Source organism: Streptomyces lydicus, from assembly GCF_001729485.1.
Taxonomy (GTDB): domain Bacteria; phylum Actinomycetota; class Actinomycetes; order Streptomycetales; family Streptomycetaceae; genus Streptomyces; species Streptomyces lydicus_D.
Genome location: NZ_CP017157.1, coordinates 2,242,359 through 2,258,538 on the forward strand (window position 1 = coordinate 2,242,359; position 16,180 = coordinate 2,258,538).

A 16,180-nucleotide genomic window follows, 5' to 3' on the forward strand; every position below is an offset into this window, starting at 1 on the left:
GGGATCAGCCCTCCGAGGGAGCGAGGCGCTTGAGCTCCGCCTCGGTCGACTTGAGCAGGTCGTTCCAGGAGGCTTCGAACTTCTCGACGCCCTCGTCCTCCAGGAGCTGTACGACATCGTCGTACGAGATCCCGAGGCGCGCGATCGCGTCGAGGTCGGCCTTGGCCCAGTCGTACGTGCCGCGCACCGTGTCACCGGTGATCTGCCCGTGGTCGGCGGTGGCCTCCAGGGTGGCCTCCGGCATGGTGTTGACCGTGCCCGGGGCGACCAGGTCGTCGACGTACAGGGTGTCCTTGTAGGCCGGGTCCTTGACGCCGGTCGAGGCCCACAGCGGACGCTGCTTGTTGGCGCCGGCCTTGTCGAGGGCGGCCCAGCGGTCCGAGGAGAAGACCTCCTCGTACGCCTGGTAGGCGAGCCGGGCGTTGGCCAGCGCGGCCTTGCCCTTGAGGGCCTTGGCCTCGTCGGTGCCGTTCTTGTCCAGGCGCTTGTCGATCTCGGTGTCCACGCGGGACACGAAGAACGAGGCCACCGAACGGATCAGGGACAGGTCCAGGCCCGCGGCCTTGGCCTTCTCCAGGCCGGCGAGGTAGGCGTCCATCACCTCGCGGTAGCGCTCCAGCGAGAAGATCAGCGTGACGTTGACGCTGATGCCCAGGCCGATGACCTCGGTGATCGCCGGCAGGCCCGCCTTGGTGGCCGGGATCTTGATCAGCGTGTTCGGGCGGTCCACCAGCCACGCCAGCTGCTTGGCCTCGGCGATGGTCGCCGTGGTGTTGTGGGCCAGGCGCGGGTCGACCTCGATGGAGACCCGGCCGTCCTGCCCGCCGGTGGCGTCGAAGACCGGCCGCAGCACGTCGGCGGCGTCCCGGACGTCCGCCGTCGTGATCATGCGGATGGCTTCCTCGACGGTGACCTTACGGGCGGCGAGGTCGGCGACCTGCTGCTGGTAGCCGTCGCCCGAGGAGATCGCCTTCTGGAAGATCGACGGGTTGGTCGTGACGCCGACGACGTGCTGCTGGTCGATCAGCTCGGCGAGGTTGCCGGACGTGATGCGCTTGCGCGACAGGTCGTCCAGCCAGATCGCGACGCCTTCGTCGGAGAGGCGCTTGAGTGCGTCTGTCATGGGTTCTGCATCTCCTACTTGTTGTGTACGTGCGTCAGCGCGCGGCGGCTGCCAGCGATTCCCGGGCGGCGTCGGCGACCCGGTCGGCGGTGAACCCGAACTCACGGAACAGGACCTTGCCGTCGGCGGAGGCGCCGAAGTGCTCCAGCGACACGATGCGTCCGGCGTCGCCCACGAAGCGGTGCCAGGTCAGACCGATGCCGGCCTCGACGGCGACCCGCGCCTTGACCGACGGGGGCAGCACCCGCTCGCGGTAGTCCTGGTCCTGCTCGTCGAACCACTCCACCGACGGCATCGACACCACGCGGGTCGGCACGCCCTCGGCCTGCAGCTGCTCGCGCGCCTCGACGGCGAGCTGGACCTCGGAGCCGGTGGCGATCAGTACGGCCTGCGGCGTGGTGGCCGCACCGTCGGCGCCCTCCGCCTCGAACATGATGTAGCCGCCCTTGGCGGTGTCCTCGTTGGCCGGGTACGTCGGCACGCCCTGACGGGTCAGCGCCAGGCCGTGCGGGGCGCCCACGCCGAACTTCTTGGTCCAGCGGCGCTGGATCTCGCGCCAGGCGAGCGCGGTCTCGTTGGCGTCGGCCGGGCGGACGACGTTCAGGCCGGGGATGGCGCGCAGCGAGGCCAGGTGCTCGACCGGCTGGTGGGTCGGACCGTCCTCGCCCAGACCGATGGAGTCGTGCGTCCACACGTACGTCACCGGCAGGTGCATCAGGGCGGACAGCCGGACGGCGTTGCGCATGTAGTCGGAGAACACCAGGAAGGTGCCGCCGTAGATGCGGGTGTTGCCGTGCAGCGCGATGCCGTTCATCTCCGCGGCCATGGAGTGCTCACGGATACCGAAGTGGATGGTGCGGCCGTAGGGGTCGGCACCCGGCAGCGGGTTGCCCTCCGGCAGGAACGACGAGGTCTTGTCGATCGTGGTGTTGTTGGAGCCCGCGAGGTCCGCGGAGCCGCCCCACAGCTCGGGGATGACCGCGCCGAGCGCCTGGAGCACCTTGCCGGAGGCGGCACGGGTGGCCACGGACTTGCCGGTCTCGAAGGCCGGCAGGTGGTCCTCCCAGCCCTCGGGCAGCTCGCCCGCGGCGATCCGGTCGAACTCCGCGGCGTGCTGCGGGTTGGCGGTGCGCCAGGCGGCGAAGGACTTCTCCCACTCCTTCTGGGCGTCCCGGCCGCGGTCGAGGGCGGCGCGGGTGTGCGCGAGCACCTCGTCCTTGACCTCGAAGTGCTGCTCGGGGTCGAAGCCCAGTACGCGCTTGGTGGCGGCGACCTCCTCCTCGCCCAGCGCCGAGCCGTGCGCGGCCTCGGTGTTCTGGGCGTTGGGGGCCGGCCAGGCGATGATCGAGCGCATCGCGATGAACGACGGCCGGTCGGTGACGGCCTTGGCGGCCTCCAGGGCGCGGAACAGCGCCTCGGGGTCCAGGTCGCCGTTCTCCTTGGGCTCCACGCGCTGCACGTGCCAGCCGTACGCCTCGTAGCGCTTGCAGGTGTCCTCGGAGACGGCGGTCTCGGTGTCGCCCTCGATCGAGATGTGGTTGTCGTCCCACAGCAGGACCAGGTTGCCGAGCTTCTGGTGGCCGGCCATGGAGGACGCCTCGGCGGAGATGCCCTCCTGGAGGCAGCCGTCGCCGGCGACGCAGTAGACGGTGTGGTCGAAGGGCGAGCTGCCGCGCGCCGTGTCCGGGTCGAACAGGCCGCGCTCGTAGCGCGAGGCCATCGCCATGCCGACCGCGTTGGCGACACCCTGGCCCAGCGGGCCGGTGGTGGTCTCCACGCCGGTCGTGTGGCCGTACTCCGGGTGCCCGGGGGTCTTCGAGCCCCAGGTGCGGAACGCCTTCAGGTCGTCCAGTTCCAGGCCGTAACCGGCGAGGTAGAGCTGGATGTAGAGGGTCAGGCTGGAGTGGCCGGCGGAGAGGACGAACCGGTCGCGGCCGGTCCAGTTCGGGTCCGCGGGGTCGTGCCGCATCAGCTTCTGGAACAGCACATACGCGGCGGGAGCCAGGCTCATGGCCGTACCAGGATGGCCGTTTCCGACCTTCTGCACGGAATCCATGGCCAGGACGCGGACGGTGTCCACCGCCCGCTGGTCCAGATCGGTCCACTCGAAATCTGTGGTGGTCGGCTTGGTGCTCACCCTGAGTCAGGGCTCCTCTCCACATGTCGAATGCCGCGGACGGTATGTCCGCCAGGCGGTGTCGAGCCTACCCCCGCAGGAACGCGCGCCTTTTCGACGCTCAGTCGGTGTTTTCGACGCTCAATCGGTGCGGCGGCGACGGCACTGCCCGTTGCTTTGGGCAACCAAATCGGACGTTCCGGTATTCCCGACCCGGCTGCGTCGGCCATACGACCAGACTGCCGGGGGGTGGTCACGTTCGCCTCCTGAACGCCGCACGAACACGCGGGGAATCCCGGCGGCGACACCGCCCGGCCCGGGCCCCAACACGACCACACCCCCGCGAAGACCGTCGTATGGCCAACGTCTAAAGTGGCGTGGTACGCGCAAGTCGTCACCGGTTCTCCACGGCCGGAAGGGCTTGCTGGCCTTATCTCTTCGGCGGCGGCGCCGCCGATGTTACTTCCAGGGGTGTGCGTGACGGCCGTCGAATCCCGTCCTGTGGGGGCGCTCTCCGAGAGCCACGGGGGTCCAGGTCACCGTCCGTTCGGGGCCCGTGTCAAGGCGTTCGTGGCGCTCACCAAGCCGCGTGTCATCGAGCTGCTGCTGATGACCACGATCCCGGTGATGTTCCTGGCGGCCGGCGGCGTCCCGGACCTGTGGCTCGTGCTCGCGACCTGCGTCGGCGGCTACCTCTCCGCCGGCGGCGCGGCCGCCTACAACATGTACATCGACCGGGACATCGACGCCCTGATGGACCGCACCTCGCAGCGTCCACTGGTGACCGGCATGGTCTCGCCGCGCGAGTGCCTGGTCTTCGCGACCGCCCTCGCGGTCGGTTCCACCGCCTGGTTCTGGTTCCTCGTCAATCCGCTGTCGGCGATGCTGTCGCTCGGAGCGCTGCTTTTCTACGTCGTCGTTTACACGATGATCCTCAAGCGGCGGACCTCCCAGAACATCGTCTGGGGCGGCATCGCGGGCTGCATGCCGGTCTTCATCGGCTGGTCGGCGGTGACGAACACGGTCTCCTGGGCCGCGGTCGTCCTCTTCCTCGTCATCTTCTTCTGGACGCCGCCGCATTACTGGCCGCTGTCGATGAAGGCCAAGGACGACTACGAGCGGGTCGGCGTGCCGATGCTGCCCGTGCTCGCCGGCAACAAGGCCGTGGCGCGCCAGATCGTCGCCTACAGCTGGGTGATGGTCGCCGTCTCGCTGCTGCTGCAACCGCTGGGCTACACCGGCTGGTTCTACACGGCCGTGGCGGTCGCCTGCGGCGCCTTCTGGCTCAAGGAGGCGCACGCCCTGCAGTCCCGGGCCAAGGCCGGCATCACCGGTCCGAAGCTCAAGGAGATGCGGCTGTTCCACTGGTCCATCACCTACGTCTCCCTGCTGTTCGTCGCGGTCGCCGTGGATCCCTTCCTGCGCTGAGAGGTGTGGGGGATCACCCCCGCAGAAAGCCGTACTCGCGAGTAGCATGGGGTCATGGCAGACACCCAGCAGGCGGAGACGCCGGCCGACGCGGCGGCCGGCACCCAGGCCGACAAGCGCACGGGCAAGCACGCGGCCCGGCTCGCCAAGCAGATCCGCGCCTTCGCGGCGTCCCACGGCGGCAGCGCCGAGGGCCAGCTCGCGCACATCGGCCGCGGCCGCACCCGGATCGCCCTGGTCGGCGCCAACGGCGAGTGGGGCAACCTCGTCGCCGACAGCCCCGACGCCGCCAAGGACGCCGCCGCCCTCGCCGGCCTCACCCTCCAGGACGACTTCGACGGCGACCTCGCCGCCAGGGTCCGCACCGGCCCCTACGAGTGGTCCCGCATGGCGGGCATCCAGGTGGGCGGCCCGGCCAACGGCTGAGGCCCCGGCGGCGCCCCGGGGCGCACGCCACGGGCCGAGCCCGCTACCTCACCACCACCTCGTCCGTTAAGCCCACCAGGCGCGGCGTTCCGGCCACGCCCGGTGGGCTTACCGCGAGGAGGGGCGGATGGACGGCGTTCCCCCGCTCATCGATCAGTACAGCCACGGCGCGGTGCACGGCGAACTGGGCCTCGGCTCCTTCGAGAGCCATCTGGCCGGCGCGGTCGGCGCCCACGGCCCGGCCCCGGCCGGCACCAGCTACTTCGACAGCTTCACCGGCCTCGCGATACGCCGCTGGTGCCCCCCGCTGCTCGGCCTGGAGCCGCACTGTCCGCCGGCCCGCTACCTGGCCCGCAGACGCGAGGTGGGCGCCTACCAGGCCGGCCGGCTGCTGCTGCGCGGCTCCGGCATCGGGACCTTCCTGCTGGAGGCCGGCACCCCCAGCGAGCTGACCTCGGCCACCGAGATGGCCACCGCCGCCGAGGCCCGCGCCCACGAGGTCGTACGGCTCGAACCGCTCGCCGAGCAGGTCGCCGACACCTCCGGCAGCGTCGACTCCTTCATCGGCAACACCGCCGAGGCCCTCTACGCCGCCGCCCAGCACGCCACCGCCTTCGCCTCCGGCGCCGGCTACTGCGACGGCCACGCCCCCGAGGCCGGCGAGGTCCGCCGCGCCGCCGACCGCTGGCTGCGCGCCCGCCGTCCCGGCGACCGGCTCACCGAACCCGCACTCGTCCGCCATCTGCTGTGGAGCGGGGTGGCCACCGGCCTGCCCGTCCAGCTCCACTGCCCCGATCCGCAGCGGCTCGCGGCCTTCCTGCGCGCCACCACCGGCATCGGCTCGGACCTCGTGCTGCTCCCCGCCGCACCGCACCACCGCCGCGCGGCCCAGCTCGCCGCGGCCCACGCGCACGTCTACGCCGACACCGGTCCGCACCCCGAGGAGACCCTGCCGCACGCGCCGTTCGGCAAGCTGCTGTTCTCCTCGGGCGCCCGCGGACTGCCCGAGCTGTATGTGACCGGCGCCCGGTTCTTCCTGCGCGCCATGGAGCGCCTCGTACGGGAATGGACCGGCGAGGGCGTGTGCGGTCCCGAGGACGGGCGGCGGATCACCGGGATGATCGCGTCCGGCACCGCGCGCCGGGTCTACCGGCTGGGCGCGGAGACCGCCTGAGCGTCGAGTGCCTCGTGCGCACCGGTGGGCGCCGCCACGGCGGGCGCGTCCTCCTGGAGCGGACCGCGGTCCCGCAGCGCCAGGGCCAGCCGCAGCGCGCAGATCCACACCAGGGTCGAGCCCAGCATGTGCAGGCCGATGACGAGTTCGGGCAGGCCCATGAAGTACTGGACGTAGCCGATGACGCCCTGCGCGGCGAGGCAGGCGAACAGTTCCAGCACCATCCGGCGCGGGGCGGCCGGCGCCTTGACGGCGCGCAGCGTGAACCACAGGGCGACGGTCAGGCCGACGACGATGTAGACGAAGTCGACGTGCAGCTGGGTGATCTCCTGCCAGTCCAGCGGGATGCGGTGCACCTTGTGGGCGTCGCCCGCGTGCGGGCCCGCGCCGGTGACGACCGTGCCGATGACGGTGAGCGCGCCGGTCGCCCCGACCAGCAGCCAGGCCAGCTGCCGCACCGGGCGGGTGACCAGGTCACGCGGCTCCTCGTCGCCCTCGCGGGCCCGCCACCAGCTCAGCACGGCGACCGTGAGCAGCGCCGTGGCCGCGAGGAAGTGCGAGCCGACGATGTACGGGTTCAGGCCGGACAGGACCGTGATGCCGCCGATGACGGCGTTGCTCATGACGAGCCAGAACTGCGCCCAGCCGAGCCGGGTGAGCGAGCGGCGCCGCGGGCTGCGGGCGCGGGCGGCGATGATGAACACGCCGACGACCACGCACAGCACGTCCGTCAGCATGCGGTTGCTGAACTCGATGATGCCGTTGATGCCCATCGCCGCGGTCGGCGTCAGGCTGTCCGGGGTGCACTTCGGCCAGGTCGAGCAGCCCAGTCCGGACTGGCTGAGCCGGACCGCGCCGCCCGTGACGACGATGATCACGGCCATCACGACGGTCGCGAGCGCGGCCCGCCGGACGAAGGCCGCAGACGGCTGCCAGCGGCGGGCGATCAGCTCAAGGGGATTCAGCGAATTCGGCACGGAGCCATCGTAGGCGGGGCCTTGTGCAAACTTTCACGAGGGGTGGGCCGAACCGCGCGGGGCTACTCCCAGCGGAAGAACCTCGCCGCCGCGCCCAGCCCCAGCACCGCCCATACGGCGAGGATGCCGAGGTCGGCCCAGGGCATCGACGCGCCGTGCTGAAGGACCGTCCGCAGGCCGTCCGACAGCGCCGAGACCGGCAGGAACTCCAGCACGTGGCGGGCCGCCTCCGGGAACTTCGCCAGCGGGACGATCACGCCGCCGCCGACGAGCAGCAGCAGGAAGACCAGGTTGGCGGCGGCCAGCGTCGCCTCGGCCTTCAGCGTTCCGGCCATCAGCAGCCCGAGACCGGAGAACGCGGCCGTCCCCAGAAGGAGCAGCAGCAGCACCGCGAGCGGGTTGCCCCGCGGGGACCAGCCCAGCGCGAAGGCGATCACCGTCAGCAGCACGATCTGCAGGATCTCGGTGACCAGCACCGAACAGGTCTTGGCGGTCATCAGCGCCCAGCGGGGGAGCGGGGAGGCGGCCAGCCGCTTGAGGACGCCGTAGCGGCGCTCGAAGCCGGTGGCGATGGCCTGGCCGGTGAACGCCGTGGACATCACGGCCAGCGCGAGGACGCCCGGCGCGAGGAAGTCCACCGCGCTGCCGGCCCCGGTGTCGACGATGTCGACGGTGGAGAACAGCACCAGCAGCAGCGTCGGGATGACGACGGTCAGCAGCAGCTGCTCGCCGTTGCGCAGCAGCATCCTGGTCTCCAGGGCCGCCTGGGCCCGGATCATCCGGGACAGGGGCGCGGCGCCGGGCCGCGGGGCGAAGGTGCCGGCAGCCGTACCGGTCTTGGTGGCGGTCATGCGCGCAGCTCCTTGCCGGTCAGGGAACCCGTGTCGTTCTGCGTCATGCGCGCAGCTCCTTGCCGGTCAGTTCCAGGAAGACGTCCTCCAGGGTGTGCCGTTCGACCGCTATGGCGTCCGGCATCACCCCGTTCTGCGCGCACCAGGAGGCGACCGTGGCCAGCAGTTGCGGGTTGATCTTTCCGTGCACGCGGTACGTGCCGGTGGCGAGCTCGGTGGCCGCGCTGTCGGCGGGCAGCGCCTTGAGCAGCGAGGCGAGGTCCAGGCCGGGCCGTCCGGTGAAGCGCAGGCTGTTCTCCGCGCCGCCGCGGCACAGCTCCTCCGGGCTGCCCTGGGCGATCACCCGGCCGCCGTCGATGATCGCGACGTCGTCGGCCAGCTGCTCGGCCTCGTCCATGAAGTGGGTGGTCAGCACGCAGCTCACGCCGTCGGCGCGCAGCTCCCGTACGAGGTCCCAGGTGGCGTGCCGGGCCTGCGGGTCGAGACCGGCGGTCGGCTCGTCGAGGAAGACCAGCTCGGGGCGGCCGACCACGGCCATCGCCAGCGCGAGCCGCTGCTGCTGTCCGCCGGACAGCCGCCGGTAGGGGGTCCGGCCGCAGCTGCCCAGGCCGAGGCGTTCGACGAGCCCGTCGACGTCGAGCGGGTGGGCGTGCAGGGTGGCGGTGTGCCGCAGCATCTCCACCGCACGGGCGCCGGCGTAGACGCCGCCGGACTGCAGCATCACGCCGATCCGCGGGCGCAGCGCGGCGGAGTCGGCGACCGGGTCCAGGCCCAGGACGCGGACCCGGCCGGCGTCCGGGCGGCGGTAGCCCTCGCAGGTCTCGACGGTGGTGGTCTTGCCGGCGCCGTTGGGGCCGAGCACCGCGGTGACCGCGCCGCGGGCGACGGTCAGGTCGAGCCCGTCCACCGCGGTCGTGGTCCCGTACCGCTTGACCAGGCCGGTGATCTCGACGGCAGGCCCGGGGCCTGTGGATCCCCCCGCCGGAGCGTGGGGGCGGGTCCGGGGGGCGCCCCCCGGGGAGCTGCTGCGCATGGCGGGAAGTCTACGAAGCGCGCGGCGGCGGCCCGCCACGGGGGCGTGGCTGCCGGCGGGCTCCCGGGGTCACCGGTCCGGCGGAGCGCGGGCCGACGGATCCGTGCCGCCCGGGGGGCCGGGGCGGGTCGTCCGGTCCCGGTCGGCGCCGCCGCAGGTCGGAGCCTCTTTCGGGCCCGCCGGCGGGCCCTTGAATGAGGTAAGCCTAAGTGATAGAGGCCACGAGTCCAGGGCGTGGACGAGGCTTGAATCACTTTGACGAATTACGCAACAATGGCGTTGTGAAATACACGAGCGAGGACAAGCGAGAGCCCGAGGTCGAGCAGACCGCCGGGCCGGCCGCCTCCGCGCCCGGGCGTGCCGAGCGGCCCCAGCAGGCCGCACCGGTACCGCACGACGAGCAGCAGGGCACCCGCAACCGCGTGGCCCGCTCCATCCTCGACCACGGTCCGTCCACTGCGGCCGAGCTCGCCCTGCGCCTGGAGCTCACCCAGGCCGCCGTCCGCCGCCACCTGGACGCGCTGGTCGCCGAGGGCGTCGTCGAGCCCCGCGAGAAGCGGGTCTACGGCACCCGGGGCCGCGGCCGTCCGGCCAGGGCCTTCGCCCTGACCGACTGCGGGCGGGACGCCTTCGACCAGGCGTACGACCAGCTCGCCTCCGATGCCCTGCGCTGGATCGCGCAGAGCGCCGGCGGCGGCGAGAAGGGCGAGGCCGCCGTCGCCGCGTTCGCGCGGGCGCGGCTCGCCGCCCAGGCCGAGGGCTACCGCGACGCGGTCGAGAACGCCGAGCCGGAGGCCAGGACCGAGGCCCTGGCGAAGGCGTTGACCGCGGACGGGTACGCTGCTACGGCGCGCAGCGCGCCCAACCCCCAGCTCGGTGAACAGCTCTGCCAGCACCACTGCCCGGTCGCCCACGTCGCCGAGCAGTACCCGCAGCTGTGCGAGGCGGAGACCGAGGTCTTCTCCCGCCTGCTCGGGACCCACGTACAGCGCCTCGCCACCATCGCCCACGGCGACGGGGTGTGCACGACCTTCGTTCCGAAGGCCGGTGCCGGCAAGGCAGCTCACCGCACCGGTGAGCACCACCCCAAGACCACCACAGCATCTGCAAGCACGGCCGGGAGGAACCCCGCATGACGCTCCCCACGGAGACTGCTCACCCTGAGCTCGAGGGCCTGGGCAAGTACGAATACGGCTGGGCCGACTCCGACGTGGCCGGCGCCTCGGCCAAGCGCGGTCTTTCCGAGGCCGTCGTCCGCGACATCTCGGCGAAGAAGAACGAGCCGGAGTGGATGCTCAAGCTCCGCCTCAAGGGCCTGCGGCTGTTCGACAAGAAGCCCATGCCGAACTGGGGCTCGGACCTGTCGGGCATCGACTTCGACAACATCAAGTACTTCGTCCGCTCCACCGAGCAGCAGGCCGCCTCCTGGGAGGACCTGCCCGAGGACATCAAGAACACCTACGACAAGCTCGGCATCCCCGAGGCGGAGAAGCAGCGCCTGGTCGCCGGTGTCGCCGCGCAGTACGAGTCCGAGGTCGTCTACCACCAGATCCGCGAGGACCTGGAGGCGCAGGGCGTCATCTTCCTGGACACCGACACCGCGCTGAAGGAGCACCCGGAGCTCTTCCAGGAGTACTTCGGCACGGTCATCCCGGTCGGCGACAACAAGTTCGCGTCGCTGAACACCGCGGTGTGGTCCGGCGGCTCGTTCATCTACGTCCCCAAGGGTGTCCACGTCGACATCCCGCTCCAGGCGTACTTCCGGATCAACACCGAGAACATGGGCCAGTTCGAGCGGACGCTGATCATCGTCGACGAGGACGCCTACGTCCACTACGTCGAGGGCTGCACCGCCCCGATCTACAAGTCGGACTCGCTGCACTCCGCGGTCGTCGAGATCATCGTCAAGAAGGGCGGCCGCTGCCGCTACACGACCATCCAGAACTGGTCGAACAACGTCTACAACCTGGTCACCAAGCGCGCCGTCGCCTACGAGGGCGCGACCATGGAGTGGGTCGACGGCAACCTCGGCTCCAAGGTGACGATGAAGTACCCGGCGGTCTACCTGATGGGTGAGCACGCCAAGGGCGAGACCCTGTCCATCGCCTTCGCGGGCGAGGGCCAGCACCAGGACGCCGGCTCCAAGATGGTCCACATGGCGCCGAACACCTCCTCCAACATCGTCTCCAAGTCGGTGGCGCGCGGCGGTGGCCGTACGTCCTACCGCGGCCTGGTGGAGATCGGCGAGGGCGCCGCGGGCTCCAAGTCCAACGTGCTGTGCGACGCCCTGCTGGTGGACACCATCTCCCGGTCGGACACCTACCCCTACGTCGACGTCCGCGAGGACGACGTCTCCATGGGCCACGAGGCGACCGTCTCCAAGGTCAGCGAGGACCAGCTCTTCTACCTGATGGCCCGCGGCCTGTCGGAGGACGAGGCCATGGCGATGATCGTGCGCGGCTTCGTCGAGCCGATCGCCCGTGAGCTGCCGATGGAGTACGCGCTGGAGCTGAACCGGCTGATCGAGCTGCAGATGGAGGGCGCGGTCGGCTGACCCGGCCGCCCGTCCCGCCCGCAGAACCCTTCTTGACGCAGAAAGCGAGCACTACGACAGCCATGGCTGAGGCTCAGAACATCCCGGCAGGTTCCACGACCACCGGCTCCATCGCGGTGGCCGCGGAGTCCACTGTCGCCACCCGGATGAGCGCCCCGCCGTCCTACGACGTGGCGGACTTCCCGGTGCCGCACGGCCGCGAGGAGGAGTGGCGCTTCACCCCGCTCGCGCGGCTGAAGGGCCTGCACGACGGCTCCGCCGTGGCCGGCGGCGCCGACCTGAAGATCGACATCACCGCGCCCGAGGGCGTCACCCACGAGCTGGTCGACCGCGCCGACCCCCGGGTCGGCAAGGCCGGCAAGCCCGTCGACCGGGTCGCCGCCCAGGCGTACAGCTCGTTCGAGAAGGCGTCGGTCGTCTCGGTCCCCAAGGAGACCGTGCTGGCCGACCCGATCCGGATCACCGTGCACGGTGAGGGCGGCACCGCCTTCGGCCACCAGGTCATCGAGCTGGGCGCGTTCGCCGAGGCCGTCGTCGTCATCGACCACACCGGTGACGCGGTGCTCGCCGCCAACGTCGACTACCTCCTCGGCGACGGCGCCAAGCTGACCGTCGTCTCCGTCCAGGACTGGGACGACACCGCCGTCCACGCCGGGCAGCACAACGCCCTGGTCGGCCGGGACGCCACGTTCAAGTCCGTGGCCGTCACCTTCGGCGGTGACCTCGTCCGCCTCCACCCGCGCGTCACCTACGCGGGCCCCGGCGGCGAGGCCGAGTTCTACGGCCTGTACTTCACCGAGCAGGGCCAGCACCACGAGCACCGCCTCTTCGTCGACCACGAGGCGGCCAACTGCCGCTCCAACGTCGTCTACAAGGGCGCGCTGCAGGGCGAGGACGCGCACGCCGTCTGGATCGGCGACGTGCTGATCCGGGCCTCGGCGACCGGCACGGACACCTACGAGCTCAACCGCAACCTCGTCCTCACCGACGGCGCGCGGGTCGACTCGGTGCCCAACCTGGAGATCGAGACCGGCGAGATCGTCGGCGCCGGCCACGCCTCGGCGACCGGCCGCTTCGACGACGAGCAGCTCTTCTACCTGATGGCCCGCGGCATCCCCGCCGACGAGGCCCGCCGCCTGGTGGTGCGCGGCTTCTTCGCCGAGCTCGTCCAGCAGATCGGCCTCCCGGACGTCGAGGAGCGCCTGATGAGCAAGATCGAGGCCGAGCTGGAAGCGTCCGCGGTATGAGCTACGTACGCGCAGCGGCGCTCAGCGAGCTGGAGGAGGACACCCCCCGGCGGGTGGAGATCGACGGCACACCTGTCTCGCTCGTCCGCACCGAGGGCGAGGTGTTCGCGATCAACGACATCTGCTCGCACGCGAACGTGTCCCTCTCGGAGGGCGAGGTCGAGGACTGCTCCATCGAGTGCTGGCTGCACGGTTCGAGCTTCGACCTGCGCACCGGCAAGCCCAACGGCCTACCCGCGACGCGCCCCGTCCCCGTATATCCCGTAAAGATCGAAGGGGACGACGTGCTCGTCTCCGTCACCCAGGAGTCCTGAGTCACCCATGGCAACGCTTGAGATCCACGACCTGCACGTCTCCGTCGAGGCCGAGAACGGCCCGCGCGAGATCCTGAAGGGCGTCGACCTGACCGTGAAGCAGGGCGAGACGCACGCCATCATGGGCCCCAACGGCTCCGGCAAGTCGACCCTCGCCTACTCGCTCGCGGGTCACCCCAAGTACACGATCACCGGCGGCACCGTCACCCTCGACGGCGAGGACGTCCTGGAGATGTCCGTCGACGAGCGCGCCCGGGCCGGCGTCTTCCTCGCCATGCAGTACCCGGTCGAGGTGCCCGGCGTCTCGGTCTCCAACTTCCTGCGCACCTCCGCGACCGCGATCCGCGGCGAGGCCCCCAAGCTGCGGCTGTGGGTCAAGGAGGTCAAGGAGGCCATGGAGCGGCTGAACATGGACCCCGCCTTCGCCGAGCGCAACGTCAACGAGGGCTTCTCCGGCGGTGAGAAGAAGCGCCACGAGATCCTCCAGCTGGAGCTGCTGAAGCCGGCCATCGCGATCCTCGACGAGACCGACTCCGGTCTGGACGTCGACGCGCTGCGGATCGTCTCCGAGGGCGTCAACCGCGTCCGCGAGACGGGCCAGGTGGGCACCCTGCTCATCACCCACTACACGCGGATTCTCCGCTACATCAAGCCCGACCACGTCCACGTCTTCGCCAACGGCCGGATCGCCGAGTCCGGCGGCCCGGAGCTGGCGGACAAGCTGGAGGCCGAGGGCTACGAGGCGTACGTGAAGGGTGGCGCAACCGCGTGACACAGCTGCCGGGCCTCCTCGACACAGAGGCGATCCGTAAGGACTTCCCCCTCCTGGACCGCCAGGTCCACGACGGCCGGAAGATCGTGTACCTGGACAACGCGGCGACCTCGCAGAAGCCGCGTCAGGTCCTCGACGCCCTGAACGCCTACTACGAACGTCACAACGCCAACGTCCACCGCGGCGTGCACGTGCTCGCCGAGGAGGCCACGGCGCTGTACGAAGGCGCCCGTGACAAGGTCGCCGCCTTCATCAACGCGCCGAGCCGCGACGAGGTGATCTTCACCAAGAACGCCTCGGAGTCGCTCAACCTCGTCGCGAACATGCTGGGCTGGGCCGACGAGCCCTACCGCGTGGACCGCGAGACCGAGATCGTCATCACGGAGATGGAGCACCACTCCAACATCGTCCCGTGGCAGCTGCTCGCGCAGCGCACCGGCGCGAAGCTGAAGTGGTTCGGCATCACCGACGACGGCCGTCTCGACCTGTCCAACATCGACGAGATCATCACCGAGCAGACGAAGATCGTCTCGTTCACGCTGGTCTCGAACATCATGGGCACCGTCAACCCGGTCGAGACGATCATCCGCCGGGCCCAGGAGGTCGGCGCGCTGGTCTGCATCGACGCCTCGCAGGCGGCCCCGCACATGGTGCTGGACGTGCAGGCGCTGCAGGCCGACTTCGTGGCCTTCACCGGCCACAAGATGTGCGGCCCGACCGGCATCGGCGTCCTGTGGGGCCGCCAGGAACTGCTGGAGGACCTCCCGCCGTTCCTCGGCGGCGGCGAGATGATCGAGACCGTCTCGATGCACTCCTCGACGTACGCCCCGGCGCCGCACAAGTTCGAGGCCGGTACGCCCCCGATCGCCCAGGCCGTCGGCCTCGGCGCGGCCGTGGACTACCTCACCTCGATCGGCATGGACAAGATCGCCGAGCATGAGCACGCGATCACCGAGTACGCCGTCAAGCGGCTGCTGGAGGTCCCCGACCTGCGCATCGTCGGCCCGAGCACGGCCGAGGACCGCGGGGCGACGATCTCCTTCACGCTCGGCGACATCCACCCGCACGACGTCGGCCAGGTGCTGGACGAGCAGGGCATCGCCGTCCGGGTGGGGCACCACTGCGCGCGTCCGGTCTGCCTGCGCTTCGGAATTCCCGCGACCACGCGAGCGTCGTTCTATCTGTACTCCACTCCGGCCGAGGTCGACACCCTGGTCGAGGGCCTGGAGCACGTCCGCAACTTCTTCGGTTAGACAAGCACAGCCGGTTAATCAGGCACGGCGGATGAGGACGAGGACTGACTGAGTCGTGAAGCTGGATTCCATGTACCAGGACGTCATCCTGGACCACTACAAGCACCCCCACGGGCGCGGTCTTCGGGACGGCGACGCCGAGGTGCACCACGTCAACCCGACGTGCGGCGACGAGATCACGCTGCGCGTCCGGCTCGATGGCGCGACGATCGAGGATGTGTCCTACGAGGGCCAGGGCTGCTCCATCAGCCAGGCCAGCGCGTCGGTGCTCAACGACCTCCTGGTCGGCAAGGAGCTCGGTGAGGCGCAGAAGATCCAGGAGACCTTCCTGGAGCTGATGCAGTCCAAGGGCCAGGTAGAGCCGGACGACGCGATGGAGGAGGTGCTGGAGGACGCGGTGGCGTTCGCCGGCGTCTCCAAGTACCCGGCGCGCGTGAAGTGCGCACTGCTGAGCTGGATGGCCTGGAAGGACGCCACGGCCAAGGCGCTCTCCGAGGAGGCGAAGACCGCATGACCGACACCCCGACCACCACCAAGCCGGCCTCGGAGGAAGAGGTCCGCGAGGCGCTGTACGACGTCGTGGACCCCGAGCTGGGCATCGACGTCGTCAACCTGGGCCTGATCTACGGCATCCACATCGACGACGCCAACATCGCCACCATCGACATGACGCTGACGTCCGCGGCCTGTCCGCTGACCGACGTCATCGAGGACCAGGCCAAGTCCGCCACGGACGGCATCGTCAACGAGCTCAAGATCAACTGGGTCTGGATGCCCCCGTGGGGCCCGGACAAGATCACCGACGACGGCCGCGAGCAGCTCCGCGCGCTGGGCTTCAACGTCTGAAGGGTCTCCCGAGCAGGACAGCGGTACGTGCGACGGCCGTGCCCACCGGTCACCACCGGCGGGCAC

At 70.6% G+C, this 16,180-nt stretch carries 16 protein-coding genes; 11 read left to right on the plus strand and 5 right to left on the minus strand.

What is annotated here, in order from left to right; translation table 11 throughout:
• Positions 1-4: 4 nt before the first annotated feature.
• Together tal and tkt are read right to left on the minus strand one after the other, a co-directional pair.
• A complete protein-coding gene (gene tal / locus SL103_RS09600; RefSeq protein WP_069568308.1) occupies positions 5-1,123 on the minus strand; it encodes a transaldolase in 1,119 nt (372 codons plus the stop codon).
• A gap of 34 nt (positions 1,124-1,157) precedes the next feature.
• Positions 1,158-3,260, minus strand: a complete 2,103-nt coding sequence (gene tkt, locus SL103_RS09605) for a transketolase (protein WP_069568309.1) — start codon at positions 3,258-3,260, stop codon at positions 1,158-1,160.
• Between the two features lie 456 nt (positions 3,261-3,716).
• On the opposite strand from tkt, the gene SL103_RS09610 reads away from it, so the two are divergent.
• From SL103_RS09610 to SL103_RS09620, 3 genes are all read left to right on the plus strand, one after another.
• Positions 3,717-4,667 (plus strand): heme o synthase, encoded by a 951-nt coding sequence (locus SL103_RS09610; protein WP_079146203.1) that lies wholly within the window; start codon positions 3,717-3,719, stop codon positions 4,665-4,667.
• A 54-nt stretch (positions 4,668-4,721) separates the two neighbouring features.
• Positions 4,722-5,093: a hypothetical protein gene (locus tag SL103_RS09615; RefSeq protein ID WP_069568311.1), complete on the plus strand. Its 372-nt coding sequence runs from the start codon at positions 4,722-4,724 to the stop codon at positions 5,091-5,093.
• Positions 5,094-5,220: 127 nt separating this feature from the next.
• The gene (locus SL103_RS09620) at positions 5,221-6,267 is read left to right on the plus strand and encodes an amidohydrolase (protein ID WP_069568313.1); all 1,047 of its coding nucleotides are present in this window, start codon (positions 5,221-5,223) and stop codon (positions 6,265-6,267) included.
• On the opposite strand, the gene SL103_RS09625 is transcribed toward SL103_RS09620, so the two are convergent.
• The 3 genes from SL103_RS09625 to SL103_RS09635 form a co-directional block, all read right to left on the minus strand.
• Positions 6,240-7,244, minus strand: a complete 1,005-nt coding sequence (locus tag SL103_RS09625) for a COX15/CtaA family protein (RefSeq protein WP_069568315.1) — start codon at positions 7,242-7,244, stop codon at positions 6,240-6,242. The genes SL103_RS09620 and SL103_RS09625 overlap by 28 nt on opposite strands.
• Before the next feature lie 62 nt (positions 7,245-7,306).
• Entirely contained in the window at positions 7,307-8,095 is a 789-nt protein-coding gene (locus SL103_RS09630; protein ID WP_069568316.1) for an ABC transporter permease, read from the minus strand.
• A gap of 43 nt (positions 8,096-8,138) precedes the next feature.
• Positions 8,139-9,128 carry an ABC transporter ATP-binding protein gene (locus tag SL103_RS09635; protein ID WP_079145658.1) on the minus strand — a complete coding sequence of 330 codons (990 nt, stop codon included), beginning with the start codon at positions 9,126-9,128 and terminating at the stop codon, positions 8,139-8,141.
• A gap of 281 nt (positions 9,129-9,409) precedes the next feature.
• On the opposite strand from SL103_RS09635, the gene SL103_RS09640 reads away from it, so the two are divergent.
• From SL103_RS09640 to SL103_RS09675, 8 genes are all read left to right on the plus strand, one after another.
• Entirely contained in the window at positions 9,410-10,264 is an 855-nt protein-coding gene (locus SL103_RS09640) for a helix-turn-helix transcriptional regulator (protein WP_069568318.1), read from the plus strand.
• Positions 10,261-11,682, plus strand: a complete 1,422-nt coding sequence (gene sufB, locus SL103_RS09645; RefSeq protein WP_069568320.1) for a Fe-S cluster assembly protein SufB — start codon at positions 10,261-10,263, stop codon at positions 11,680-11,682. Before SL103_RS09640 ends, sufB begins: the two co-directional genes overlap by 4 nt.
• Before the next feature lie 62 nt (positions 11,683-11,744).
• A complete protein-coding gene (gene sufD / locus SL103_RS09650; protein ID WP_069568322.1) occupies positions 11,745-12,929 on the plus strand; it encodes a Fe-S cluster assembly protein SufD in 1,185 nt (394 codons plus the stop codon).
• The gene (locus SL103_RS09655; RefSeq protein WP_033270555.1) at positions 12,926-13,243 is read left to right on the plus strand and encodes a non-heme iron oxygenase ferredoxin subunit; all 318 of its coding nucleotides are present in this window, start codon (positions 12,926-12,928) and stop codon (positions 13,241-13,243) included. Before sufD ends, SL103_RS09655 begins: the two co-directional genes overlap by 4 nt.
• A gap of 7 nt (positions 13,244-13,250) precedes the next feature.
• Positions 13,251-14,015, plus strand: coding sequence for a Fe-S cluster assembly ATPase SufC (gene sufC, locus SL103_RS09660; RefSeq protein ID WP_033270554.1), 765 nt, complete (start codon positions 13,251-13,253; stop codon positions 14,013-14,015).
• The gene (locus SL103_RS09665) at positions 14,012-15,268 is read left to right on the plus strand and encodes a cysteine desulfurase (protein WP_069568324.1); all 1,257 of its coding nucleotides are present in this window, start codon (positions 14,012-14,014) and stop codon (positions 15,266-15,268) included. The genes sufC and SL103_RS09665 overlap by 4 nt, the downstream gene beginning before the upstream one ends.
• A 55-nt stretch (positions 15,269-15,323) precedes the next feature.
• Positions 15,324-15,782: a Fe-S cluster assembly sulfur transfer protein SufU gene (sufU, locus tag SL103_RS09670; RefSeq protein WP_030411905.1), complete on the plus strand. Its 459-nt coding sequence runs from the start codon at positions 15,324-15,326 to the stop codon at positions 15,780-15,782.
• Positions 15,779-16,114, plus strand: a complete 336-nt coding sequence (locus SL103_RS09675) for a metal-sulfur cluster assembly factor (RefSeq protein ID WP_033270552.1) — start codon at positions 15,779-15,781, stop codon at positions 16,112-16,114. The genes sufU and SL103_RS09675 overlap by 4 nt, the downstream gene beginning before the upstream one ends.
• Positions 16,115-16,180 lie beyond the last annotated feature (66 nt).

Coding starts and splice junctions, on each gene's coding strand:
- tal (WP_069568308.1), bottom strand. CDS start 1,123: ATGACAGACGCACTCAAGCGCCTCTCCGACGAAGGCGTCGCGATCTGG.
- SL103_RS09615 (WP_069568311.1), top strand. CDS start 4,722: ATGGCAGACACCCAGCAGGCGGAGACGCCGGCCGACGCGGCGGCCGGC.
- SL103_RS09620 (WP_069568313.1), top strand. CDS start 5,221: ATGGACGGCGTTCCCCCGCTCATCGATCAGTACAGCCACGGCGCGGTG.
- SL103_RS09630 (WP_069568316.1), bottom strand. CDS start 8,095: ATGACCGCCACCAAGACCGGTACGGCTGCCGGCACCTTCGCCCCGCGG.
- SL103_RS09635 (WP_079145658.1), bottom strand. CDS start 9,128: ATGCGCAGCAGCTCCCCGGGGGGCGCCCCCCGGACCCGCCCCCACGCT.
- sufB (WP_069568320.1), top strand. CDS start 10,261: ATGACGCTCCCCACGGAGACTGCTCACCCTGAGCTCGAGGGCCTGGGC.
- sufD (WP_069568322.1), top strand. CDS start 11,745: ATGGCTGAGGCTCAGAACATCCCGGCAGGTTCCACGACCACCGGCTCC.
- SL103_RS09655 (WP_033270555.1), top strand. CDS start 12,926: ATGAGCTACGTACGCGCAGCGGCGCTCAGCGAGCTGGAGGAGGACACC.
- sufC (WP_033270554.1), top strand. CDS start 13,251: ATGGCAACGCTTGAGATCCACGACCTGCACGTCTCCGTCGAGGCCGAG.
- SL103_RS09675 (WP_033270552.1), top strand. CDS start 15,779: ATGACCGACACCCCGACCACCACCAAGCCGGCCTCGGAGGAAGAGGTC.